Origin of the sequence: Streptomyces sp. NPDC087420, from assembly GCF_044744165.1 — a bacterium.
In the GTDB taxonomy this organism is placed as follows: Bacteria; Actinomycetota; Actinomycetes; order Streptomycetales; family Streptomycetaceae; genus Streptomyces.
Genome location: NZ_JBIUXU010000022.1, coordinates 51,397 through 75,421 on the forward strand (window position 1 = coordinate 51,397; position 24,025 = coordinate 75,421).

16 protein-coding genes are annotated in these 24,025 nt (G+C 71.8%); 5 read left to right on the top strand and 11 right to left on the bottom strand.

Going from position 1 to position 24,025, the window contains the following annotated elements; genetic code table 11:
- Positions 1-197 precede the first annotated feature (197 nt).
- The 6 genes from ACIO1C_RS34045 to ACIO1C_RS34070 all read right to left on the bottom strand — a co-directional run bounded on the left by ACIO1C_RS34045 (position 198) and on the right by ACIO1C_RS34070 (position 10,706).
- Positions 198-1,256 (bottom strand): thaumatin family protein, encoded by a 1,059-nt coding sequence (locus ACIO1C_RS34045; RefSeq protein WP_401871208.1) that lies wholly within the window; start codon positions 1,254-1,256, stop codon positions 198-200.
- A gap of 108 nt (positions 1,257-1,364) precedes the next feature.
- Entirely contained in the window at positions 1,365-6,071 is a 4,707-nt protein-coding gene (locus ACIO1C_RS34050; RefSeq protein ID WP_401871211.1) for a caspase family protein, read from the bottom strand.
- A gap of 10 nt (positions 6,072-6,081) precedes the next feature.
- Entirely contained in the window at positions 6,082-6,426 is a 345-nt protein-coding gene (locus tag ACIO1C_RS34055; protein WP_401871214.1) for a hypothetical protein, read from the bottom strand.
- Positions 6,427-6,459: 33 nt separating this feature from the next.
- Positions 6,460-7,674: a Cmx/CmrA family chloramphenicol efflux MFS transporter gene (locus ACIO1C_RS34060; protein ID WP_401871216.1), complete on the bottom strand. Its 1,215-nt coding sequence runs from the start codon at positions 7,672-7,674 to the stop codon at positions 6,460-6,462.
- 77 nt (positions 7,675-7,751) lie between these two features.
- Entirely contained in the window at positions 7,752-8,423 is a 672-nt protein-coding gene (locus tag ACIO1C_RS34065) for a hypothetical protein (protein WP_401871219.1), read from the bottom strand.
- A 36-nt stretch (positions 8,424-8,459) separates the two neighbouring features.
- Positions 8,460-10,706: a heavy metal translocating P-type ATPase gene (locus tag ACIO1C_RS34070; protein ID WP_401871245.1), complete on the bottom strand. Its 2,247-nt coding sequence runs from the start codon at positions 10,704-10,706 to the stop codon at positions 8,460-8,462.
- Between the two features lie 392 nt (positions 10,707-11,098).
- On the opposite strand from ACIO1C_RS34070, the gene ACIO1C_RS34075 reads away from it, so the two are divergent.
- On the top strand, positions 11,099-11,803 hold the full coding sequence (locus ACIO1C_RS34075) for a copper homeostasis protein CutC (protein ID WP_401871222.1): 705 nt from the start codon (positions 11,099-11,101) through the stop codon (positions 11,801-11,803).
- Positions 11,804-12,360: 557 nt separating this feature from the next.
- Here the strand turns inward: ACIO1C_RS34075 and ACIO1C_RS34080 are convergent.
- A complete protein-coding gene (locus tag ACIO1C_RS34080) occupies positions 12,361-14,394 on the bottom strand; it encodes a HelD family protein (RefSeq protein WP_401871248.1) in 2,034 nt (677 codons plus the stop codon).
- A gap of 504 nt (positions 14,395-14,898) precedes the next feature.
- On the opposite strand from ACIO1C_RS34080, the gene ACIO1C_RS34085 reads away from it, so the two are divergent.
- Positions 14,899-15,102, top strand: coding sequence for a hypothetical protein (locus ACIO1C_RS34085; protein ID WP_401871225.1), 204 nt, complete (start codon positions 14,899-14,901; stop codon positions 15,100-15,102).
- Positions 15,103-15,137: 35 nt separating this feature from the next.
- Here the strand turns inward: ACIO1C_RS34085 and ACIO1C_RS34090 are convergent, their stop codons facing one another.
- A complete protein-coding gene (locus ACIO1C_RS34090; RefSeq protein ID WP_401871227.1) occupies positions 15,138-16,781 on the bottom strand; it encodes a DNA repair helicase XPB in 1,644 nt (547 codons plus the stop codon).
- A 166-nt stretch (positions 16,782-16,947) separates the two neighbouring features.
- Here ACIO1C_RS34090 and ACIO1C_RS34095 point away from each other — a divergent pair, with 166 nt between their 5' ends.
- On the top strand, positions 16,948-17,652 hold the full coding sequence (locus ACIO1C_RS34095) for a VanZ family protein (protein WP_401871230.1): 705 nt from the start codon (positions 16,948-16,950) through the stop codon (positions 17,650-17,652).
- A gap of 100 nt (positions 17,653-17,752) precedes the next feature.
- Here ACIO1C_RS34095 and ACIO1C_RS34100 read toward each other — a convergent pair whose 3' ends face one another.
- The gene (locus ACIO1C_RS34100; protein WP_401871233.1) at positions 17,753-20,314 is read right to left on the bottom strand and encodes a helicase-associated domain-containing protein; all 2,562 of its coding nucleotides are present in this window, start codon (positions 20,312-20,314) and stop codon (positions 17,753-17,755) included.
- 363 nt (positions 20,315-20,677) lie between these two features.
- On the opposite strand from ACIO1C_RS34100, the gene ACIO1C_RS34105 reads away from it, so the two are divergent.
- On the top strand, positions 20,678-21,787 hold the full coding sequence (locus ACIO1C_RS34105) for a hypothetical protein (protein WP_401871235.1): 1,110 nt from the start codon (positions 20,678-20,680) through the stop codon (positions 21,785-21,787).
- Positions 21,788-21,838: 51 nt separating this feature from the next.
- Here the strand turns inward: ACIO1C_RS34105 and ACIO1C_RS34110 are convergent, their stop codons facing one another.
- Positions 21,839-22,723, bottom strand: a complete 885-nt coding sequence (locus ACIO1C_RS34110; protein ID WP_401871237.1) for an NAD(P)-dependent oxidoreductase — start codon at positions 22,721-22,723, stop codon at positions 21,839-21,841.
- Between the two features lie 127 nt (positions 22,724-22,850).
- Here ACIO1C_RS34110 and ACIO1C_RS34115 point away from each other — a divergent pair, with 127 nt between their 5' ends.
- Complete coding sequence (locus tag ACIO1C_RS34115) at positions 22,851-23,855, top strand: GlxA family transcriptional regulator (protein WP_401871239.1); 1,005 nt, start codon at positions 22,851-22,853, stop codon at positions 23,853-23,855.
- Here ACIO1C_RS34115 and ACIO1C_RS34120 read toward each other — a convergent pair.
- Positions 23,852-24,025, bottom strand: a 174-nt coding sequence (locus ACIO1C_RS34120; RefSeq protein WP_401871250.1) for an integrase core domain-containing protein, incomplete at its 5' end; no start/stop codon positions are given. The two genes, ACIO1C_RS34115 and ACIO1C_RS34120, sit on opposite strands and share 4 nt — an antisense overlap.

The following is a 24,025-nucleotide window of genomic DNA, read 5'->3' on the forward strand; positions in this document are numbered from 1 at the left end:
TCGTGCCCCCGGTCCCGCGCGGCCGTCACCAGGGGGAGCAGGGGCGCGAGGTGGCTGTGGACCGGCACGGACGTGAAGAGCAGACGCATGGGGCACCACCACCCTTCCCGGTGACGCGGCCCCCGTCCTCGTACGTACCCCTACAACGCCAGCCCGCCCCACACCACGCGTCGCGCGGACAGCGGGCACCCGGCACCTTATGCGGTGACGCCGAAGGTCACGCGGTAGTCGCAGGCCCCCTTGCACGGCATAGTCGCGGAGTCGTCGAAGGCGTAGGAGTACGCGTACGGCTCGGCCCGCTTGAACACCTGCGTGTAGTCCACCGGCCAGCGCGAGGGCACGCAGTTCTCGCGGCCCGCCCACTCGTCCTCGCAGCAGTACGTCTTGCCGCCGAACGCCGTGCACGGATTGGTGCAGCCGACCACCCGCCCGCCGGCCGTGAACCGCATCTTGTCCGGGCACGCGACCCGCTTCGTACAGCCGCCGGCCGAGCATCCGGAGGCGCTGACGGGGTCCGTGGTGTCGCCGCGGGTGATGTTGATGTACATCGGCAGGTTCGAGCCGTCCACCATGCTCACGTCGTAGAAGTCCATCGCACCGGGCTTGGGCGCGCTGAGCGCGAACTCGGCGAGCGTGGCGGGGGTCGCGCCGCTCCCGGTGCACTGGAAGCCGCCCGCGCAGTCGCCGGTCTCGCAGTGACCGTTCCCGGCGGAGTCGAAGGAACAGCCGGTACGCCCCCAGAACCGCCCGATCCAGCCGCTCGGCACCTCGACCGCGACCCGCTGCCCGGGGGTGAGTTTCCAGCCGGTGGCGGCGAGGGGGTGCTCGGGGCTGCCGAGGGCGGCGACCCAGACGGTCTGGCTCTCGTTGTTGACGAAGGAGACGATCCGGGTGTCGGCGGTGCCGCGCTTGTCCGTGGCGTCGGCCGTACTCCCACCCCGGGCCGGGGTGGCGGCGCCACCCCCACCCTTGCGAACAGCGGCCCGCTTCTTCTTGGGCTTGGCCTTGCCGGCCGCCGATGCGGAGGGGCTGGCCGAGGCGGAGGGAGCGGGAGGCGAGGCGGAGGGCAGGACGACGGTCGGGGGCGCCTCTGGCACACCGGCCGTCCGTACGGAGTCCACGTCCGCCGCGGCCCCGAACAACGAAGGCCAGACCAGCGCCACCACGGCGGCCCCCGCCGCGACAACCCCGGCGGCCCCGGCCCACCAGCCCCGCCCGCCCCGAGTCCGCTTCGCCCGGTGCCGCGTTCTCGCCATCGCCGTACCTTCCACCGCTCGCCGATACGGGGCCCCGATGGAGTCCCCTTATCGGAGACGGCCCGAACCCCCACCCCGACAACAAGAACCGGAACACCGGTTTTGTGGTCAGGAGTTGGACGCGAACCAGGTCTCGGCCTCGTGGCGCATGCCGAGCGCGGTGGCCTGGAGCGCGACGTCGTGGAAGGGGAGGCGGAGGCGTACGGCGACGGACGCGAGGGTGGGGAGGGTGAGTTCCGCGTCGTATGGGGTGTCGACGGTCGGATCCGTCTCCTGTGACAGGGACTTGATCAGGTCCGTCTCGGCCTGCCGCTCCAGGTGCCAGCTCTTGGGGATCTCGGCGACTTGGTAGCCGAAGTCCGTCAGGGAACGTGCCACGTCCGCAGGGGGACGATTTACGTGTTCCGCCACGGCGTACAACGTGGTGGGCGAGACCATGACTTCCTCGTCGAGTGGAGTGGCCCATCCAACTGCATTGACATCATGCTCCTGGAGTTTGGCGAGAAACGAGGGAGCGGGTTCGCAGGTGTAACCGAGGTCGATGAGGCGGGAAGCCGTCTCTGCCATGGACAGGCCTGAGTCGTCCGCGCGATCCGCGATGGCGTTGAGTGACACGGGCTCGTCCGGATGGGGCCAAGCCTCGCTTGAGCGTGACCTGTACTTCACGTAGAGGAAGTTGACGTCGCGTCTGCTGGGCAGCGGCCGGTCCGTGGGGAGCACGGGAACGGTGAAGCCCAGCGCGCGCAACTGCGCGGCCACGGCCTCCGGTGTCTGCGCGGTGTGGTGGGCCACTCCCACCACGTGAGGTATCGGCACTTCACAGTCGACGTCAAGGGAGACGTTGTTGTAAGTGAGGAGTGCCAAGTCGTCGTCCTGGACGAGCCGACCCGGATTGCTGTACTCCGGTGGCAGAGAGAAGCCGGTGTCCTCAAGCAATCGCGCCACCGTGTCCAGGTTTGCTCCGGAAGCGTGGATGACGCAGACGAGTTGTGCGACGGTGATGTTCCTGGCCCGATCGAGAGGCACGGGATCGGCGTGGCGCGACCACAGGCCCTTCAGCACGTGGCGTTCCTCCGCCGTCCAGGTGCCGGAGTCCGGGTATTCCTCCGGGACGTTGAATCCCAGTTCGTGGAGGCGCGCGGCCGCCTGGTGCGTCGAGCGCTCCCCGAGCGCCGCACTGAAGCAGATCTGAGCCGTGGACAACTGGTCTCCGGCGAATAGCCATTCGGACGGGGAGCCGATGGGGTGGAGCAGGAGAAGATCGTCCTCGCCAACCTGCTCCAGACCGGTTGGAGGCACGACCTGATAGCCAAGAGTCGCCAGACGCTCGGCAACCTCTGCCGCCGTGAGCCCAGAGTCCCCAACCAGGGAAAGAACCTTGTCCAAGGTGATTTGCTGCGTTTCGGGGGCCCAGGTGCGGAGGTTCCGAATGCTCATGATGCCGGAGTTCAGCACAAATCGTGAGGGGTTCCGGACGAAACTGGGGACGCTGTCCGGGCCGGTGAGCCACATTTTGTACGTGTCGATCGCATCGGCCCCGGAGGATCGGTGGTCGTGGGTGACCAGGACTTGATCCGAGGGCCGGGCGCTGGGCAGAGGGAGTGACGCCTGGAAGGAGTCCGCCGGATGGCCTCCCACACCGGCCCGGTAGAGCGTGCGCAGCCGCCACCGGAGCACGGCCGTCGGGACGGTGCGGAAGTAGGACGCCGCATGTGCGCTGGGGTCGGCCGGGTACCGACCTGTGGCCAGAGCGAGAAATATGCTGTCGGCGAGGAAGAAGCCCACTTGGTCGAAGGGCTTTTCCACATCCCCTACGGGCCATGGCACTTCGCTTGCGTACGCTCGTGTGGCCACCGCGTCCCCGAAGCGTACGGAGGAGTTGCTCACCCGATCCAGCCAGTCCGGTGTCAGCAGTGGGAGTGCGGAGGAGAACAGACTCGGCAACGCCTCGTGCAGGAGCGCGTTGACACGCTTGCCTTCGTCCGAGCGGATCGTCTTTCTGTCCACGCTCAGTTCGGGTTGCCGGTCCTCGTTGAGATTGACCACGGCACCGTACGCCTCGTAGGTGGTGCTTCCGCCGCCTCCCTGAGTGCGTGTGGCCAGGAGCCCGTCCACCAACAGCGAACCCGTGCCGTCCACCCACCACACCTCGGGCCGATCGGACGGGTAGCTGGCCCCGGTCAACAGGAACATGTCCGAATCCTGGGCCCAGTTCAGCTCCGGCCCGCTCGTCGACAGCTTGTCCGGAACCCACGCATGCCGTCGCGACCCATGCTCCGCCGTAGTCCGGTAAGGCGCCAGCCACAGCACCTTCCGCAGCGTGTCCACACACGACACCCGCTCCTTGTGGTCCGTGAGCAGCAGCCGTACCGTCGTCCCGGCCCGCGTCCCCGGACCCAGGTCCTCGATCCGGAACAGGTTCCCGGGTCCCGCGATCTTCACCTGGAGGCGTCTGCCGAGGCGGCCGTCGCGTTCCATGCGGCACGTCGTCACCTCGATCTCGTCGGCGAGCATGAAATAGCTCAGCACGCCGATGCCGAAGCGGCTGTTGGGGTGCAGTTCGAGGCAGGGCTCGCCCAGCTCCGCCCACGCCGTCTGTTCGTCGATGTACTCCGGCAGGTCGACGAAGCGTGTGCCGCCCTGGGAGAAGACCTTGCTGAGTTCGTGGATCCCCATGCCGACGCCGTTGTCCCGGCACTCCAGGTACGCGCGGCCCTGTTCGTCCGCCTTCTGGACGAACTCGATCAGGCCTTCCCACTCCTCCGGCGACTGACCGGTCCGGCGCAGGTACTCCGTACGCCTGTCCCGGTAGCGGACCGCGTCCAGAGCGTTCTGGTACAACTCCCTTACCGCCAGCTCCCGTTCGCCGTACAGCTCCTCACCCATGAGCAGTTCCTGCACCCGGTCCTCCGCCAGCTGGAAGCGGATGCCGTCGGCGAGGTGGGCCGGGGTGTTGCCGCTCAGGCGTACCCGGTCGGCGTCGGCGTAGGGCGGCAGGGCGTGCAGGGGGGTCAGGGCCGGCGTCCGGTTGATGTCGCGGAGCAGGGCGTCGACCCGTTGGGCGTGCTCGCGCAGGGCGATCTGGACCGCCGGGTGTTCGCAGACCGCGTTGAGGGACCGGCCCAGGCCCGACGTGCGCCAGTCCGCGGTGTGGATCGTTGTCATCAGGTCGCCGAGGTCCACGCTGTCGGAGATCCCGATGTGCTCGACCAGGATCTCGGGCAGGTCCACCGGATCCATCGCGAAGGCGTGGGCCGCCTTCAGCAGGGACGTGACGAGTGAGTCGCGCAGCTCGTGTTCGTCCCGCGTGCTGGCCGCGATGACGTCGTGGTCGCCCTGGTCGCCCTGGTCGACGCGGCGTGGCACGGAGAAGGGAGACGTCCGCAGCTCTTGGAGCAGTTGCTTGAACCGTTCCCCGGAGAGCGCGTCCCTCACCCACTCCGGGCACTCCGGGCCGCTCGGCGGCGGACCGAGGAGCGCCTTGAGGGCCTGGAACGTGTAGAGCTCGGGCTGTCTGATCAGCCACCGGTGGAAGAGCCACCAGCGGATGCGGTCGGCCGATCCGTCCGGGGCGCCGCGCTGTTCCAGTGTCCGCAGCCGGCGCTTGAGCCGGGGGAAGCCCTTGGCGAACTGTCCGAAGCGGTCGCGCTCGGGACCGCTCAGCTCCGCCGTCTCGGTGACCACACCCGCCCGCAGCGCCGCCTCGTGGGTCCAGAAGGCCTGGCCCACGAGCGGCAGGAGCACCATCAATGCGGCCTCGCTCGGGGACAGTTCGGCGCCGGGGGACAGCTTGTTGGCGAGGAACCCGAGTCGGTCCTGGGTGCGTTTGGCCAGTTCCTTGTCGTGCCATGGGTCGTCTGCCAGCGCGGTCGCCGACGTCTCGTAACCCTCGGCGAGGCGGGCGGCGAGGGCGCCGCAGATCTCCCGGAGCGTCTCGCGGACGGGGCCGGCGGCCGTGCGTTCCCACACGGGGTGCGCGGTGGTGTTCCGTACCCACGGATGTTCCGTGACGTCCCGGGCGGCCCCCGGCAGGACCGTGAACTCCGGCCACGGGACGTCCGTCTCCACCCGGACCCGCTGGACCTGCTGCTTCTTGTCGTAGGCGAGGTGCAGTTCGGCGACCCGCGCCTGTACGGCTTCCTCGAACTCGTCCATCCGCAAGCTGTGGGCGGCCCCCGGCACGGCACCTGACACCACGTCAGAAATGGCGCGGGAGAACAGGCTGAACGACTCCTTCGGCTTCGTCCCGACATCGACGCCCGGCCGGACCTCCTCCGACTCGTCCACGTACAGGGCGTATTGGGCCGTGGAACACGCGTACACGTACGCGACCTTGCGGCGCAGCGCCGCCGCGATCTTCGGCCGTTCCCAGCCGGGCATCCGGGTGGCGGCCTTCGTGTTGCGTGACGCTCCCTCCCGGCAGGCGTCGATGAGGAAGATGACCTGGCCGGCGGGGGACTCCTCCAGCTCCTTCCGCCAGCCGATCTCGATGCAGCTCTCGGCGAAGGAGCCGCCTTCGTAGAACGCGTCCTCCGGAATGAGGTAGTCGGCACCCTCGAAATGGACGCCGTGGCCGCTGAGCATGATGAACAGCGTGTCGCCCCGGCCGGCGTCGCGCAGGAAGCGCAGGACGTGGCGGTTGACGGCGTTCGGCGTGATGCCGCGCGGCGACTCGGCGATCTCCACCGGCTGGAAACCCCGCTCGGAGAGGGCGCCTTCCAGGCGTTGGAGATCGTCGCGGATGAAGGGCAGCGATTTGATCGCGGGCTCGTCGTAGTCGCTCGCCCCGATCAGCAGTGCCTTGTGGCGTGCCATGGGCGCGACGCTACGAGGGGCGCTTGAAGGTGAGGGTCAGGCCGCGCGTGCCCTGGACCTGCCCGCTGCCGATGAGCTGGACCCCGCCGCTCGCGGTGACCTGGAAGGAGAGCTGGGCCTCGGCCAGCGGCAGGGCGCCGCCACGGTCGGCGACCTCCTGGAAGACCTTCTGGAGGGCGTCGACGGTGTCGGCCAGGTTCTTGCGCAGGGGGCCGAGGGGGACGGACCGCAGGACCGCTTCACCGCCGTGCCCGAAGAGGCCGCCCATGGCGTTGCCGTCCTCGTCCTCCTCCACGACGTCGACCCAGAACGGCAGTGTCTGCCCCTCGGTCTGGTCGGACGTGTGCTCCGTCATCCCGTGCCCCCTGAAGCTGATGGAGGCTCAACTCTAGGGCGTGGACTCGCGGGTGGGGAGGGTTCGCCCGGTCCGCCGCGAGCCCGTGATGATTTTGCTGGTGGTCCGGCGGTGGTGGCGCAGGGACACGACGGTGAGGGCCGCCGCCAGGGCGGTCATCGAGGCGCCCGCCCAGGCTGTCGCGGCGTAGCCGAGGTCCGCGTCGATCACTCTGCCGCCGAGCCAGGGGCCGCTGGTGTTGCCCAGGTTGAAAGCGGCGGTGGAGGTGGCGCCGGCCAGGGTGGGGGCGGCCGCGGCGAGGTTGAACATGCGGGCGCTGAGGGCCGGGGCCGTGATGAAGGCCGAGAAGCCGAGGAAGAACGCCAGGGGGACGACGACGGCGGGGTGCGAGGCGGTGAGGGCCAGGGTGATGAGGAGGATCGTTGATGCGCCTATGCCGCCCAGGAGGACACCGAAAGGGTGGGCGTCGGCGAGGCGGCCGCCGGACGTCGTACCGGCCAGGGCGCCGATGCCGAAGAGGGCGAGCACGGTCGGGACCCAGCCGCTGTCCAGGCCGGAGACGTCGGTCAGGAGCGGGGCGAGGTACGAGAACGTACAGAAGATGCCCCCGCCCGCGAGCGCGGTCAGCACGATCGCCAGCCAGATCTGGCGGTCGGCGTAGAGGGACAGTTCCCGCCGGACCAGCGGCTTCTCGGCGGGGAGGGGGATGCGGGGGATCAGGGTCAGTACGCCGACGAGCGCGACGGCGGAGGCCGCGGCGACCGCCCAGAACGCCGAGCGCCAGCCCAGGTGTTCACCGAGGAACGCGCCGGCGGGGACGCCGAGCACGTTGGCGATGGAGAGCCCGCCGATCATCACCGACATGGCGCGGGCGCGTGCGGTGACCGGCACCATCGCGATGGCCACCCCGGCGCCGACCGCCCAGAACCCGGCGCAGGCCAGGGCGCTCACGACACGCGACGCGAAGAGGATCTCGTACGTCGGGGCCACGGCGCCGGCGACCTGGCCGAGGCCGAAGACCGAGATCAGGGCGACGAGGGTGGCGCGGCGCGGCAGCCGGAGGGTCGCCACGGCCAGCAGGGGCGCCCCGACGACCATGCCGATGGCGAAGGCGGAGATGAGGAGTCCGGCCGTGGGGATGGACACGTCCATGTCGTCGGCGAGGTCCGGCAGGAGGCCGGAGAGCATGAACTCGCTCGTCCCGAGGGCGAAGACGGACAGTCCCAGGGTGTGAACGGCTATCGGCATACGGGGCTTGGGCACGAGGTGACAACGCGGAGACCGTCCGTCGCATTCCCCGGGGCGGTCCCGTCACGTTCCGGGGATCACCCGGTCAGGGTGCGCAGCTCCGCCGCCAGGTTCCTGCGGGCGCGGGCCTCCCACTCCAGTTCGCCGTGCGGGGTACGGAACAGGCGGGGCAGGTCCAGGAGTTGCTCCAGGATCGCCGCCCGGCCCGCCCGGAAGTCGTCCTCGGGGACAAAGCCGTACTCCTCGCGCACCGCCGCCGCGTACGTGTCGTACGCCTCCGGGGCCGAGCCGAGGACGGCGAGGTCCGCGTCGCACAGGACGGCGCCGTTGCGGTCGTCGTCGGCGGCGGCGTGGGTGGTGGTGAGGCGGACGAGCCGGGCCACCTCGTCCGTACCCTCCTGGCTCAACCCGGCCTCGGGGAGGGCGAGTTCGGCGAGGCGGGCGGAGCGCTCCTCGTTCTCGGTGCGGTCCGGGCGGTAGACCGCGTCGTGGAACCAGGCGGCGAGGCGGACCAGGTCCGGATCGTCGGCGTACCGCACCAGCGTGTCGATGTGGTCGAGGACCGCGCGGAGGTGGTCGACGGTGTGGTAGCGGCGCTGGGGCTCGGACCAGCGGGTGAGCAGCTGGTCGGCATAGGGGTACGGGTCACGGATCTCCGCCTCCCGCGCCGCGTCGCGCAGGGCGGTGGCGAAGCGGTCGCGGAGGGCGGGGCCCGGCGCGGAGTCCGGGCCGTGGTCGAGGTCGGGCATGCGGCCGACGATACGGGTCGGGGCGCCGCGCGGAAGCTACGAGGGGGGTGACAGGGTCTTGAAGTTGCGCAGCCGCAGGCTGTTGCCGACCACGAAGACCGACGAGAACGCCATCGCCGCGCCCGCGATCATCGGGCTGAGGAGTCCGGCGGCGGCCAGCGGCAGCGCGGCGAGGTTGTAGGCGAAGGCCCAGAACAGGTTCCCCTTGATCGTGCTCAGGGTGCGGCGGGCGAGGCGGACGGCGTCGGCGGTGGCCCGCAGGTCGCCGCGTACGAGAGTCAGGTCGGCGGCCTCGATGGCCGCGTCGGTGCCCGTACCCATGGCGAGTCCGAGGTCGGCCTGGGCGAGCGCGGCGGCGTCGTTGACACCGTCGCCGGCCATGGCGACCGTCCTGCCCTCCGCCTGGAGCCGCTTGACGACGTCGACCTTGTCCTCGGGCATGACCTCGGCGATGACCTGGTCGATGCCCACCTGGGCGGCGACCGATTCCGCGACGGCCCGGTTGTCGCCGGTGAGCAGGATCGGCGTCAGGCCGAGGGCGCGGAGCTGCCGTACGGCCTCGGGGCTGGTCTCCTTGACCGCGTCGGCGATCTCCAGGAGGCCGCGCGCCTCGCCGTCCCAGGCCACCGCGATCGCCGTACGGCCCGCCGCCTCGGCCGATTTCCTGGCCGCGTCGAGCGCCTCGGGGAGGTGGATCTCCCACTCGGCGAGGAGCTTCACGCGGCCGACGAGGACGGCGTGGCCCTCCACGACACCCTGGACGCCGAGGCCGGGGAGGTTGGCGAAGTCCTCGGGGGTGGGCAGCGTACCGGCGCGTGCGGTGGCGGCCTCGGCGACGGCGCGGGCGAGGGGGTGCTCGGAGGCGTGCTCCAGCGCGCCCGCCAGACGCAGGACGTCGCGCTCGTCCGTACCGTCCGCGCTGTGGGTGGCGAGGAGGGTCATCCGGCCGGTGGTGACCGTACCCGTCTTGTCGAGCACGATCGTGTCGACGCGGCGCGTCGACTCCAGCACCTCGGGGCCCTTGATGAGGATGCCGAGCTGGGCGCCGCGGCCGGTGCCGACCATCAGGGCGGTCGGGGTGGCCAGGCCCAGCGCGCAGGGGCAGGCGATGATCAGCACGGCGACGGCGGCGGTGAAGGCGGCGGTCGCCCCGGCCCCCGCGCCGAGCCAGAAGCCGAGCGTGGCGAGCGAGAGCCCCATGACCACCGGGACGAACACGGCGGAGATCCTGTCGGCGAGGCGCTGGGCGGCGGCCTTGCCGTTCTGGGCGTCCTCCACCATCCGTGCCATACGGGCGAGCTGGGTGTCGGACCCGATCCTCGTGGCCTCGACGACGAGCCGGCCCCCGGCGTTGAGGGTCGCGCCGGTGACGGGGTCGCCGGCGGAGACCTCCACCGGGACGGACTCGCCGGTCAGCATCGAGGCGTCCACGGCCGAGGAGCCCTCGACCACCGTGCCGTCGGTGGCGATCTTCTCGCCGGGCCGCACGAGGAAGCGGTCGCCGACCCGCAACCGCCCGGTGGGGACGACACTTTCGCGGCCGTCGCGCAGGACGGTGACTTCCTTGGCGCCCAGTTCCAGCAGCGTGCGGAGGGCGGCCCCGGCCTTGCGCTTGGCGCGCGCCTCGAAGTAGCGGCCGGCCAGCAGGAACGCGGTGACGCCGGCGGCGGCTTCGAGATAGATGTTCCCGGCGCCGTCGGAGCGGGAGATGGTGAACTCGAAGGCATGGGTCATCCCCGGCATGCCCGCCGTACCGAAGAACAGGGCCCAGACCGACCAGAGGAACGCCGCCGACGTGCCGAGCGAGATGAGCGTGTCCATCGTGGCGGCGCCGTGCCGGGCGTTGGTCCACGCGGCGCGGTGGAAGGGCCAGGCGGCGTAGGTGACGACGGGGGCGGTGAGGGTGAGGGACAGCCACTGCCAGCTGGTGAACTGGAGCGCGGGGATCATCGCCATGGCGATGACGGGGATCGAGAGGAGGACGGCGGTGATCAGGCGCGCGCGGAGGGGCCGCAGGGCGTTGTCCTCGGCGTCCCTGGCGCGGTCGGCCGCACCGTCGTCCGGGCCGTCCCGCCGTCCTGCGGTGTCCGCCGACGGCTCGGGTACGGGCTCCTGGGCGGTGTACCCGGTGGCCTCGACGGTGGCGATGAGATCGCGGACGGAGAGGCCGGCGCTCCGGTAGCTGACCTTGGCCTTCTCGGTGGCGTAGTTCACCGTGGCCTCGACGCCGTCCATGCGGTTGAGCTTCTTCTCGACGCGGGCGGCGCAGGAGGCGCAGGTCATGCCGCCGATGAGGAGCTCGACGGAGGAGGCGGGGGCGCTTTCGGCGCGTGCCGCGGTGTGGGCGGCGTCTGTGTCGGTCGCCGTGTCCGTGTTCCTGCCCCGGGCGAGGTTCATGACGGCGGCTCCTGGGTCGTCGGCGGACTCGCATCTCTCTCCATGTATACCCCCTACCCCTATCTAATGGATACCCCCGAGGGGTATTTTCTCGGGCGGGACGCGGGAATCGCGCGGCTTCGCTCCCCGTGGGGGCCACGATGTGGGGGATGTGGGGGATGCGGGGCATGCGCCAGATGCGGGTGCGGATGGCGTGATGCGGTGATGCGCGGAGGAGGGGCCGCCCCTTAGGCTGGATATTGGACTAGACCTGTCCACCTATCTAGGAATGGGGCCTGATGAGCAAGCGTGCAGTCCTGGAGGTGATCGCTCTCGACGCGGAGGACGCGGTCGCCGCGCGGAGCGGGGGCGCGGACCGGCTCGAACTCGTCACCGACATGGCGGCCGACGGCCTGACCCCGCCCCGGGAGACCTTCGCGAAGATCCGCGACGCCGTCGACATCCCCCTCCGGGTGATGCTGCGGCTGTCCGACGGCTTCGCGGCGGGCGGCGCGGACGGGGTGGACGCGCTCGTGGACGCGGCGCGGGGGCTGCGGGCCGAGGGCGCGGACGAGTTCGTCTTCGGCTTCCTCGACGCGGACGGGACGCCGGACCTGGTGACCGTCGAACGGCTGGTGGCGGAGCTGGACGGCTGCCGGTGGACGTTCCACCGCGCGATCGACCGCGCGTCTGATCGTGACGCGCTCCGTAAGCAGCTCGCGGATCTGCCGGGCCTGGACACGTTCCTCACGGCGGGTTCGCCCGACGGCGTGGACCGCGGCCTGCCGACCCTCCTGGCGGAGGCGGTTGCCTCCGGCCGGGGGGAGCCTGGTTATGGGGCGTGCCTGCTGGTGGGGGGCGGGTTGCGCCTGGATCACGTACCCGCGCTGCGTGCGGGTGGCCTGGACGCGTTCCATATCGGCGGGGCGGCGCGGCCCTTCGGGTGGGCGGGGCCGGTTTCGTCGGCGTCGGTTCATTCGTGGCGCGAGGCGCTTGACGCGTAGCGTTTTGCGTGGTTTTTGTGCGTCTGCCCGGGGCGTTTGGCGCGGCTTACTGATGTCCTCAATCGCCGGACGGGCTTGGTTTGTCGTGGTGGCGGGGGGCGGGGCCTCCGGAGGCAGGGGTGTCCGGACTGCTATCCTCACCGCGCTTCGCGCGAGTTGCGACGCTTTACGTCCGGACACCCCTGCCTCCTCCGACCCCGCCCCCCTCACGCCGGACGGGACAGTGAACGACCCCGCCCGCACCGGGGTGGGCCGACGCCTCAACGCGGGCCCGGTAGCGGAGGCGACTTCCCCCCGCACCGGGGTGGGCCGGGTTGTTTTGGCGCGGGCCTGGAAGGGGGACGGGCAGGGGTCGTGTCCGGAACGTAGAGCGTGTTTTGTGTCGCGTGGCGATCGTTAGAAATGGGAGTTGCTGAACGCGACGTAAAACATGCAGTGCAGGACACGGCCCCTGACCGGCCCCCGGCGACGACCCGCGGATGAGAAGCCGGCCCGCAGCGGGCAAAATCAAGCCCGTCCGGCGATTGAGGACAAAGCCGGCCGCCAGGCCAAGGACCTCAGGCCAACGCCACTGGCAACGGCGACGAATACAGCACCGCCAAGCCAGACACCGCTCGCGTCAACGCCACGTACAACCGCCGCAGACCGGTCCGTTCGTCCGGCTCGCCCGACACCACCGCCGCCGGCTCGTCCAGCACCACGTAGTCGTACTCCAAGCCCTTCGCCAGCGACGCCGGGACCAGCGTGAGGCGCGCCTCCGCCGTCGTCTCCTCGCCCGGGGAGAGGAAGCGCAAGCCCGCCGCCGACAGCGCCGCCGCCAGCACCGGGATCCGCGCGTCCGCCGCGATGAGGCCCGTCGAGCCCTCGTGCGCCAGAGACTCCTCGCACGCCGAAACCACCGCCGCGTCCAGCGAGCCCGAGTCGGAGACGGCCCGTACCGACAAGGAGCCCGGCGACTCCCGTACCGACTCCACCTCCGCCAGCCCCGGCGAGATCAGCGGCAGCAGCCGCGACGCGTACGCGATCACCTCGCGCGGTACGCGGAAACCGGCCGTCAGCTCCTCCACCACCGCGTCCGACTTGCCCAAGTGGCGGAGCGCGTCCGCCCAACTCGCCGTCGCCCACGGCGTCGTCCCCTGCGCCAGGTCGCCCAGCACCGTCGCCGACCCCGTCGAGCAGCGCCGGCCCACCGCGCGGTACTGCATGGGCGAGAGGTCCTGCGCCTCGTCGAGCACCACGTGCCCCAACGAGTGCGTACGGGCCACGAGATCGCCCGCCTCGTCGATCAACACCGCGTCCGCCGCCGACCACTTGACCGACTTCACGCTCCGCGCCGGCTTCGCCCACAGGATCGTCGCCTGCTCCTCCGGCGTGAGGAGACCCTCCGCGTGCGCCGCCAGGAACTCCGCGTCGGACAACAGCCGGAGCACCAGCTTCGCCGGGTCGACCAGCGGCCACATCGCCTTCACGGCCGCCTTCACCGCGGGGGTGCGCGCGACCGCGTCCTGTACGCGGTCGTCGGGCGCCTCGCCCGCCTCCTCCATCCGTACGAGCACGGCGTGCGCGATCCGCTGCGGCAACGCGTCGTGCGCGGCGCCGTACCGCATGTCGCGTTCCAGCAACTGGCTTACCAGCTCCTCCAGTTCGTACGCGGGCACCCGCCACCGCCGCGAACCGCGCACGACCACCACCGGCTCGGTCGGCAGCGTGACATGGGAGCGGACAGCCCGCCGCAGCACCTCCGCCATCCGTGCGTCGCCCTTGATGACGGCGGCGTCGGCCGGGTCCGCGCCCCGGACCTCCACGGCCGCCGAGGTGACCAGGCTCTCCACCGTCGCCTGCTTCACCTCCAGCTCGCCCAGCGCGGGCAGTACCTGCTCGATGTAGTGGAGGAAGGACGCGTTCGGCCCGATGACCAGCGTGCCGGTGCGGGCGAGCCGCTCCCGGTGCGCGTAGAGGAGGTATGCGACCCGGTGCAGGCCGACGGCGGTCTTCCCGGTGCCGGGGCCGCCCTGCACACACACCGTGCCGCCGAGCCCGCTCCGTACGATCTCGTCCTGCTCCGGCTGGATCGTCGCGACGATGTCGCGCATCGGGCCGACGCGCGGACGCTCGATCTCGGTCTGGAGCAGCTTGCTGGTCTTCGCGGCCTCGGTGGGGTCGGAGAGGTGTTCGTCCTCGTACGCCGTGAGCTCGCCGGCCGTGTAACCGAAGCGGCGGCGCAGTCCGACGTCGTGGGGGTCCTTTTTGGACGCCCGGTAGAACGGCTGGGAGACGGGCGCGCGCCAGTCGACGACCATCGGGTCGCCGTCGGCGTCGTGGACGTGGCGGCGGCCGATGTAGAAGCGCTCGCCCTCGGCGCCCTCGGCCCGGTCCGCGCCGACGACGTGCAGGTAGTCGAGCCGGCCGAAGAAGAGCGGGGTGTGGGAGAGATCGGCGAGCGACTTGATGCGGTCCTGGATCTGGGCCTCCAGGACGGCGGCGTTGACCCAGTTCGCGGTCACGTCGCGGATGTCGAGCGACTGGACGTCCTCGCGCATGGCGCGCAGGGCGGCCCGGGACGAGCTGAGGTGGGCCCGCTCGCGCCCCAGCGGGTCGGAGGGGGAGCCGGATTCCGCGGGGTCGGAGGGGTCGACCGGCGCTTCGGGCTGGGGTGGGTCGGTACGGTCGGCGTCCGGTGCGGTGAGGGCGGTGAGGGCGGTGAGGGCGGTGTCGGGTTCGGGGTCGTGCGCGGACACGGTGTTGCCTCCGGGCTGTACGCAGGCCGACGGGCCGCGAGCCCGTGGATCTACGGGGCGGCGGTGTCCGTTCGGCGTGGATCACGTCATGGCAGCCGCCCGGTTTCCGTCCGGGTGGCGGCGCTCCGCGAGGGAGGCGGAGGCGGGCAAGAGAGGAGAGTGTAGCCAGCGGGTGGCGGTGGGGCGAACGCTTTTCGCTCGGACGTGGGACGTGGGGCGGCTACGGGGAGCCCCGCGAGGGGCACGCCCAGTAGTCCCCCGTAGGGGATCCCCTATATCCCGAGTCGTACGAGGCACCGCTCAGGATTCAGTCCGGAGAGCGACGCGTTTCGGGGGGTCGCGCGCAACCATTGAAGTATGAGTACAGCGACCTTCATCCCACCCCGCGCCCCACACGGCGCCTCACTCTCCGGCGCGACCGCCACCGGCGCCGTGCCCCATCCCGCTCACCACCTGGGCAACGCCCTGCGCGCCGCCAAGGTGTATGTGGCGACCGCGTTCAGCGTCGCCGTCCTCGGTGAGTACTGGGAGGAGGCGGGCGTCGTCAGGCGGCACCTCTGATCCACGGCCGCCTCCGTGTCAGCTCTCCGCCCCCGTCAGTTCTCCGCCAGCAGTTCGTCCGCGTCCACGATCCGGTACGCGTACCCCTGCTCCGCCAGGAACCGCTGCCGGTGCGCCGCGAAGTCCTGGTCGATCGTGTCCCGCGCGACCACCGAGTAGAAGCGCGCCTCGTGCCCGTCCGCCTTCGGCCGCAGCACCCGCCCGAGTCGCTGCGCCTCCTCCTGGCGTGACCCGAAGGTCCCCGACACCTGGATCGCGACCGTCGCCTCCGGCAGGTCGATCGAGAAGTTCGCCACCTTCGACACCACGAGCACCGAGATCTCGCCCTGCCGGAAGGACTCGAAGAGCTTCTCGCGCTGGGCGTTGCTCGTCTCGCCCTTGATGACCGGCGCGTTCAGGTGCTCGCCCAGCTCGTCCAGCTGGTCGATGTACTGGCCGATGACCAGGGTCTGTTCGCCCTTGTGCTTCCGTACGAGCGCCTCCGTCACCTTCCGCTTCGTGGCGGTCGTCGCGCAGAACCGGTACTTCTCCTCCGTCTCGGCGGTGGCGTACGCGAGCCGCTCGCTGTCGGTGAGGTTGACCCGTACCTCCACACAGTCCGCGGGCGCGATGTACCCCTGCGCCTCGATCTCCTTCCACGGCGCGTCGAACCGCTTCGGCCCGATCAGCGAGAACACGTCCGACTCGCGGCCGTCCTCCCGTACGAGCGTCGCGGTCAGCCCGAGGCGGCGGCGCGCCTGGAGGTCGGCGGTGAACTTGAAGACGGGCGCGGGCAGCAGGTGCACCTCGTCGTAGAGGATCAGGCCCCAGTCGCGGGAGTCGAACAGCTCCAGGTGCGGATAGACGCCCTTACGGCGGGTCGTGAGCACCTGGTACGTGGCGATCGTGACCGGGCGGATCTCCTTGCGCGTACCGCTGTACTCGCCGATCTCCTCCTCGGTCAGCGTCGTGCGCTTCACCAGCTCGTGCTTCCACTGGCGGGCGGAGACGGTGTTCGTGACCAGGATCAGCGTGGTCGCCTTGGCCTGCGCCATCGCCCCCGCGCCGACCAGGGTCTTGCCCGCGCCGCAGGGCAGCACGACCACGCCCGAGCCGCCGTGCCAGAAGCCCTCGACGGCCTGCTTCTGGTACGGGCGCAGGGCCCAGCCGTCCTCGACCAGCTCGATGGCGTGCGCCTCGCCGTCCACGTACCCGGCGAGATCCTCGGCCGGCCAGCCCAGCTTGAGGAGCGTCTGCTTGATCTGGCCGCGCTCGGAGGGGTGCACGGCGACGGTGTCCGGGTCGAGCCGCGCGCCGACCAGCGGGGCGACCTTCTTCGACCGGAGGATCTCCTCCAGGACGGGACGGTCCGTGGAGGTCAGGACCAGACCGTGGGTGGGGTGCTTGGACAGCGTGAGACGCCCGTAGCGGGCCATCGTCTCGGCGACGTCGACGAGGAGGGCGTGCGGCACGGGGTAGCGGGAGAACTCCACCAGCGCGTCGACCACCTGCTCGGCGTCATGTCCCGCGGCGCGGGCGTTCCACAGGCCGAGCGGGGTCAGGCGGTACGTGTGGATGTGCTCGGGCGCGCGCTCCAGTTCGGCGAAGGGCGCGATGGCCCGCCGGCAGGCTCCGGCCTGTTCGTGGTCGACTTCGAGCAGCAATGTCTTGTCGCTCTGGACGATGAGGGGTCCATTCACAGCTGCGCCCTTTCGGTCTTTCCTTGGGCCGTCACTCTTTGTGCCAAACGACCAGTGTCGCTCATACCGGGCCGATCCGGGGGCGGGGTGGGGTCAGTCCGGTTGAGCGGGACGATCAGGAGCGTCCCGGGGGACTGTCCTGGCCCTGGCTGGGCACCTGGCTCCTATGACCGCTGAGACGAGCAAGCCAGGGCCGGACAGAGCCGCCCCGCGACGGATTTCCTGGGGCCGGGCCCTGCTGCGGGTGATCATTCTGGTGGTCGCCTTCCTTGCCCTGGTGGCGTTCTCGGCGGTGCTGGCGGACCTGACGCTGACACCGTCCCCGGCCTCGGCGGAGATAGCCGGGTCCAACCTGCGCCCGGGGCACTCGCTGCGGCAGTACGCGGAGGACTACACGTTCCTCGCCGCGTGCAAGCAGATCGGCGGGAACATCGTGATGGGCATGCCGTTCGGGCTGATCCTGCCGGTGCTCATGCCGCGCCGGCTGCCGATGCTGCGGGTCGTGGTGCTGACCGCGGTGGTCATGGCGCTGGTGGAGCTGGCGCAGGGTTCGATCGTCCAGGGCCGTGCCTTCGACGTGGACGATGTGATCCTGAACACGTCGGGCGCGCTGCTCGGTTACCTGCTGCTGGGCCGGCGGATCGGGCGGCGGTTCCACGCGCTGGGAGTACCGCGGCCGGTGCCGGAGTCCGAGCCCGCGCCGGTGGTGGCCGAGCCGGCCCCCGCGCGGACGACGAAGACCCGCCCCTCGGTGAAGCGGACGCTGACCAAGCCGAAGCAGAGGGTGAAGGTGAAGCCCATGGCCAAGTCGCAGGAGAAGCCCCGGGCCAACTGGAGCGAGCGGCTGGTGCGGCTCGGGCGTCGGGGTTAGTACGGATCGCTTGGTCCCCACCACCGGACAGGCATCCGCCGGACAGACGTGCGCCGGACGGGCTTCGCGGCCCGCCCGGCGATTCCTCATGCCGTGTCCGTCATGCCGTGTCGTCCGCCAGTTCCGCCACACCCGTGATCCGGTGCAGCGGGTACGTACGGACCTCGTCGGCCGTGTGGTCGTACGCGGTCACGAAGCCCCCCTCGACCCGCACCGGCGCGATCACCCGCTGACTCGCCGCGCCTTCCGCGTTGACGTACCCGATCCAGAGCGCCGACCCGGTCATGGCGGCGGCCTGGACCGTGGCCAGGGTCTCCGCCGACGTCGTACGGGGCAGGTCACCCGATCTGGACGCCCTGGACGCCCTGGATGCCTCCGCCGACGCCGACACCGCCCGCGCCCGTGACCGCGAACCCGCCGGTTCCGGCACGGTCTTGTGGACGACGGTCGCCGCCAGGTCCCCCGCCCGGATCGCCCGTACCGCCGCCCCGAGCAGCGTCGGGTCCGGCACCGGCGGACCGTCCGGCACCGGCGCGGGCGCCGTCCTGGCCGGGGTCCGGTGCGCGTGCGCCCGGGTGATCAGTACGTCCCCGTCGGCGGACTCCGCCGCCGGCGCGAAGCCCATCGCCCGCAGCCCCTCCAGGAGCGACGACGGGTCGGCCTGGGCCGCCAGGACCGTCGGCGCCAGCCGGCGCAGCCGCATCCCCTGCGACCGCCGGTCGGCGACGATCTCGTCCAGCACCGCCTCGTCGTCGCAGCGCACGTACGCGTTGGCCGAACCGACCCGCAGATGACCGTGCTTGCGGGCCACGTCGTCCACCAGGTAGGTGAGCGGCTGCGGCACCGGCGTACGGCTGTGGGCCCTGAGGAAGTCGTGCAGGCCGGTCGCCGACTGCCCGGCGTCCAGGGCCCGCCGTACGGACGCGGGGGTGAAGCGGTAGACCGTGGCCCCGCCCGTGGACTCGACCTCGGCGGCGACGGAGAGCAATTCGGCGAGGGGCCGCAGCAGCGGTCCCGGGGCCACGGCCGTGAGGTCCGCCTGGAGCAGGACGTGGTCCAGGGGCTCGGGCAGCAGCGGCCTGAGGGCCTCCGCCGCGCGCAGCCCCGCTGCGGCCAGTTCGGCGGGGGTGGTGGTGATCCCCTCGGCGGGGTCGCCCAGCGCGTCGAGCAGCGCCCGGCCGTGGGTGGAGAGCGCGCCCCGGCCGGTGAGGCCGAGCATCTCCGCCTCGTTCAGCGTCCAGGCCGCGAGCCGCCCCCGCAGGTCGTCGGGGCGTCCGGCGGCCGAGGCGCCGCGCAGCGGGCGCTCCCAGCGCAGCCGGGCCATCAGCGACTCGGGGTCGGGCGGGGTGCCCTCGGGGAGCGTGGCGAGGAGGTCCAGGATCCGGCGGCGGACCTCGGGCGCGGGGCCCCGGTCCAGATCCGGGCCGAGGGCCGCGAGCGTACGGCCCTTGGCGTCCTGGCCGCCGACCAGTCCGGCCGTACGGGTCGCGGTCAGCCACGCCACGGCGAGCCGCGCCCAGCGCTCGGGGGAGGACAGCTCCTCCCACTCGTCGTACGCGGGGGTCGGCGCGTACCGTTCGTCGGCCTCGCCGTCCGCCGCCAACAGCCCGGCCGCGTAGGCCAGTTCGACCCAGAAGGCCGCGATCGGCTCGGTGACGCCGAGGGCGGCGGCGGTGCGTTTCAGGTCCCGTACGGACAGACCGCCGGCCCGCAGGACGCTCGGGCCGCCCTCGTTCCAGTCCTTGGCCAGCTCCTCGACGGTGGCGAGGGCGGTGTACGCCTGCCCGGCCGCCGTACTGTCCACAAGCTGTGGACGGGAACCGGAACCCGGCTCGCTCGTCCGGGGCGCGACGGGCGGCGCGACCGGTTCGATCACGCGGTGCGCCCGCCCGGCCCGCAGGTGCAGCGCCACCTCACGGGGCAGGACGACCGTGCGGGTCGTCGCGGGCAGCAGCAGGCCCCGGTCGCGCAGCCACTGCACGGGCGGGGTGGGGCTGGAGGTGACCTCGCCGTACGGCGGCCCCCACACCAGCCGGTCCAGCACGGACAGCGCCTCCATGGGGGCGGTGTCCAGCAGGGCGGCCATGCGGGTGCGGTCCGTGAACAGCTCGGTCAGGGACGCGACGGCGGAGACCGGGTCGTGGGTGGACGGCAGCCAGGCGGCCGTCAGGATCTCCTGGATCCGGCCCGGCGACATCCCGGCGGTGGCCTCGGCGACGGTCGGGCCGAGACCGGTGGGGGACGGGTGGGTCGGCGACGGCGCCAGCAGCTCGCGGGCGGTACGGACCAGCCGCAGCCGGGTGTCACTGCCCCAGATCAGCGCCTGGTCGCGCAGCCGGCCCACGGCGGCGGGCAGGGCGCGCTCGATGCGCGGGTCGCCCTCGTCGCCGGTGAGGAGCGCGCGGAGCGCGTCGTACGGCGCCGGCTCGGGGGCGACGGCGAGCGCTTCCGCCGTCTGGAGCGTGAAGCGGTCGAGCCGCTCCAGCGCCCGGACGACGGAGGCGCGGGTGCCCGCGCGGGTCGCCAGCTGGGAGAGGTCGTTGGGTACGGGGTTGAGCAGATCGGGTCGGGCGCGGAGCAGCGCGTTGAGGGAGTCGTCGCCCCGGGTGCGCAGGGCCTCCGCGAGTGTGCGCGGTGGCGTACCGCCGGTTCCATCTGGCACGTGCGCCTCCTGCTCAGGCTTCGCGGGTCCCCATCCGTCCCACGTTAGCCCCTGAGGGGCGGTCTGCCGCGCCCCCGGGCGGAGGAGGACGGGCGGGGGAGGCTTTCTTCGTACCGGGTGTGCGGCTCGTTCGTACCGGGTGTGCGGCTCGTTCGTACGGGGTGTGCGGGCTCGTTCGTACGGTTCAGGCCGACGTGTTCGGGCCGTACGGGCGGGCCGTTCCGGACGTTACGGGCGGACCGTCGCGTACCGCCCGCGACCCGGGCCGGGGCGGGGGCGCGAAGGCTTGTTCGTACTGGACGTACGGGGATGACTCCGACAGCATCGCGTGCGTGCACCTGCGTGTACCTGTGGGAGGAACGTGTGGGGATCGAGAGCGATCAGCTCGTCTACGACTACCTGAGCCGGGTCGGCGACGCGGCGCGGCAGCAGCAGCTGGCCTCCGGGGACCGGATGAGACTGGTCTCGACGCTGCGCAACGAGATCGACCGGCAGCGCGGGAAGTTCGGCGGCGACAGTCCGGCGGCGGTACGGCGCATCCTCGGGCGCATGGGGGAGCCGAACGCGGTGGTGCGGGCGGCGTCGAGCGGGGCGGGTGAGGACCGTGACGGCGGTGGCGGGTACGCGGCTCCGCCCCCGGCTCCGGTGGTGCCCGAGCAGCGGGCGCGGCGTGGCGGCGGGTGGCTGGGCAAGGGGGGCCGGGGCGGCGGGGCCGGCAAGGTTCCGGACCCGGATTCGCATACGGGTACGGGCGCCCAGATCCCGAACCAGTCGTCCGGACCACCCGTATCCCCATCCCCCGCGTCCCCCGGATCCCGGGGGCCGCATCTGGCGGGGATGGACGAGGTGGGGTCCTCGAACGGCAGGACCGACTGGTGGCGGATCGAACCGGGGCCGATGGGGAACGGGCCGACGGGCGGCGGGATCGGCGTGCCGGGTTTTGTGGGCGGGGTGGAGATCCCCGAGATACTGGTCCCGCCGCCGAAGCCGGAGGACGACGAGGCCGACGGCGGCGCCGGAGCGGTCGAGGCGGAGACCAGGGGCGGCCGCGCGTGGCGGGCGCTGCTGAGGCGCAAGGGCGGTGACGGGGCCGGCGCCGAGGCCGAGGCCGAGGTCGTGGTGGCCGCCCGCCCCGTGCGCCTCTCCCACCCGCTGCTGCTCCTCGCCGCCGCACTGCTGGTCGTGGGCGCGTTCCTGGGCTCCTGGCTGGCCCTGGCGGGCGGCTGGCTCCTGGCGTACGCCTCCCGCACGCTCTCCCGGGCGGCGGCGAAGTGGGCGGTCTTCGGCCTGCCCGGCGTCTCGGTGGCCGGCGGCCTGATCTGGCTCTGGGGCCGGGCCGGCCACCGCTGGGGCGAGGCGATCCCCGAGGGCGGCTGGAACGACGCGGTCTCGGACGCGACCCCGGTGGTGATACGCACCGCGGCGATCGCCTCGGCGCTGTACCTGCTGTGGCGCTCCCGCAGACAGCTGTGAGGGGCGCGGCACCCCCGCCCGCCGCGATCCCCACCGGCGGCCCGGTGGTGGTTACCTGTCGTCCGCCGGGTTCCTCAGCACCTCGATCACGCTCGCGTAGCTGTCGGACCCGTGGCCCGCGGCCCTGGCCCGCTCCATGGCCGTCTTGAGGAGTTCGGGCAGGCCGTTGTCGATGCCGCGGGCGGCCGCCGCGTGGATCAGGTGGTCGACGGCGGCGATCTGTACGTCGACGGTGGCGTCGTCCCCCGGGTAGTGGCCGGCGTCCACCTGGGACGCGTACGTGCTCAGGAAACCGGACACCGTGCTCAGCCAGCGGAGCGCGAGCGGGGTGAAGGCGGTGGCCGGCGTCTTCTCCGCGCCCACCAGCGCGGTGCCGTGCAGCCAGCCGGTCATGGTGGACCACATGAGGCCGAGCAGAGCGGCGTCGTGGAGGGAGGCCGTACCGGCGTCGGCACCCAGGTACAGCGGATCACCCAAGGCCGCCAGGGCCGGACGGTGGGTGTCGAAGACGGCGCGCGAACCGCTGTACAGGAACATCACCTCCGGGCTGCCGACGCCCGGCGGGGTGGTCATGACGGCGCCGTCGAGGTAGTCGGCGCCGTGGGACCGGGCCCACGCGAGGGTCTCGTCGGCCTGCTCCGGGGTGCCGGAGGTGAGGTTGACCAGCGCCTTGCCGCGGAGGGAGCCGGCCACGGGGTCGAGGACGGTGCGCAGCACCTGGTAGTCCAGTACGCAGGCGACGGTGAGGGGGCTCGCCGCGACCGCCTCCTGGGGTGTCGCGGCGAGGACGGCCCCCCGGTCGACCAGCGGCTGGGCCTTCTCCGCCGACCGGTTCCACACGGTGGTCGGGTGGCCGTGGTCCAGTAACGCGGCGGCCAGCGCCGAGCCCATGGAGCCCAGTCCGACCACGCTCACGGCTTGGCGATCAGCATTCATGCCACAACTCCCTTGTATGTACTGTCCGTGACGCTTGATCACGTACGAGCCACATTCGCAGGGTGCGGCGGCCGGAAACAGTGACACCGATGACGCCCGCCGCCAAATTCATGCCAGACTCCGGAGCGTGACCGCCGGCTCCGTGGCAGTAATCGTGATCGAGGACATCAGGGTTCCGTCCTGGGACCTGTACGAGTTGAGCATCGCCTGCACCGTCTTCGGGAAGCCGCAGCCCGACCTGGCCGACACCTGGTACGACCTGCGGCTGTGCGGAATCGGGGAACGAACGGAGGACGGCGCACCGACCGATGCCGGGATCGCGCTGCGGACCAGCCACGGGCTCGCGGACCTCGTCGGCGCCGACACGGTCATCGTGCCGTCGGTGCCCGACTCCTGCGTGGAGGAGGGCAGACCGCTGTCCCCGGCGCTGATCGCGGCCCTGCGCGACGCCTCCGACGCGGGTGCCCGCATGGTCTCCCTGTGTACCGGCGCCTTCGCCCTCGCCGAGGCGGGGTTGCTCGACGGACGCCGTGCCACGGCCCATTGGATGCACACGGCCCAACTGGCCGCGCGCTACCCGAAGGTACGCGTCGACGACTCGGTGCTCTACGTGGACGACGGCGACGTGCTCACAAGTGCCGGGCTGAGCGCCGGGCTCGACCTCTGCCTCCATCTGGTACGCCGTGACCTCGGCGCGCACGTCGCCAACCAGCTGGCCCGCCGGATGGTGGTGCCGGGCCACCGGACCGGCGGTCAGGCCCAGTTCATCGACCTGTCCGTTCCCCCGAGCGACGACAAGGGCCTGGGCCACGTATTGGACTGGGCGCGGGCCCGTCTGGACCAGCCTCTGACCGTCGAGGATCTGGCGCGGCGGGCCGCGATGAGCCGGCGGACGTTCTACCGGCGGATCCAGGCGGCCACCGGGACCACCCCCCTTCAGTGGCTCCTCAACCAGCGCTTGGCGCGGGCCCAGGGCCTGCTGGAGTCGACGGACCTCCCGGTCGAGAAGGTGGGGGAGCTGAGCGGCCTGGGCACGGCCAACAATCTCCGCCACCACTTCCTCAAACAGATCGGGGTCTCGCCGAGCGACTACCGCCGCGCCTTCCCCCGGATGACGCCCGGACTGTCCTAGGTGTATTGACCTGTGAGGTTGGGGACGCGGCTTGCGGGTGGTTGGCCTTTGAGTGCGGTGTGGCCGCGGTGGTGATTGTAGGTGTGGAGCCATTGCGGGAAGGCTTCGCGTCGTTCGGTTTCTGAGCGGTAGGGCTTGGCGTAGGCCCATTCGTCGAGGAGGGTGCGGTT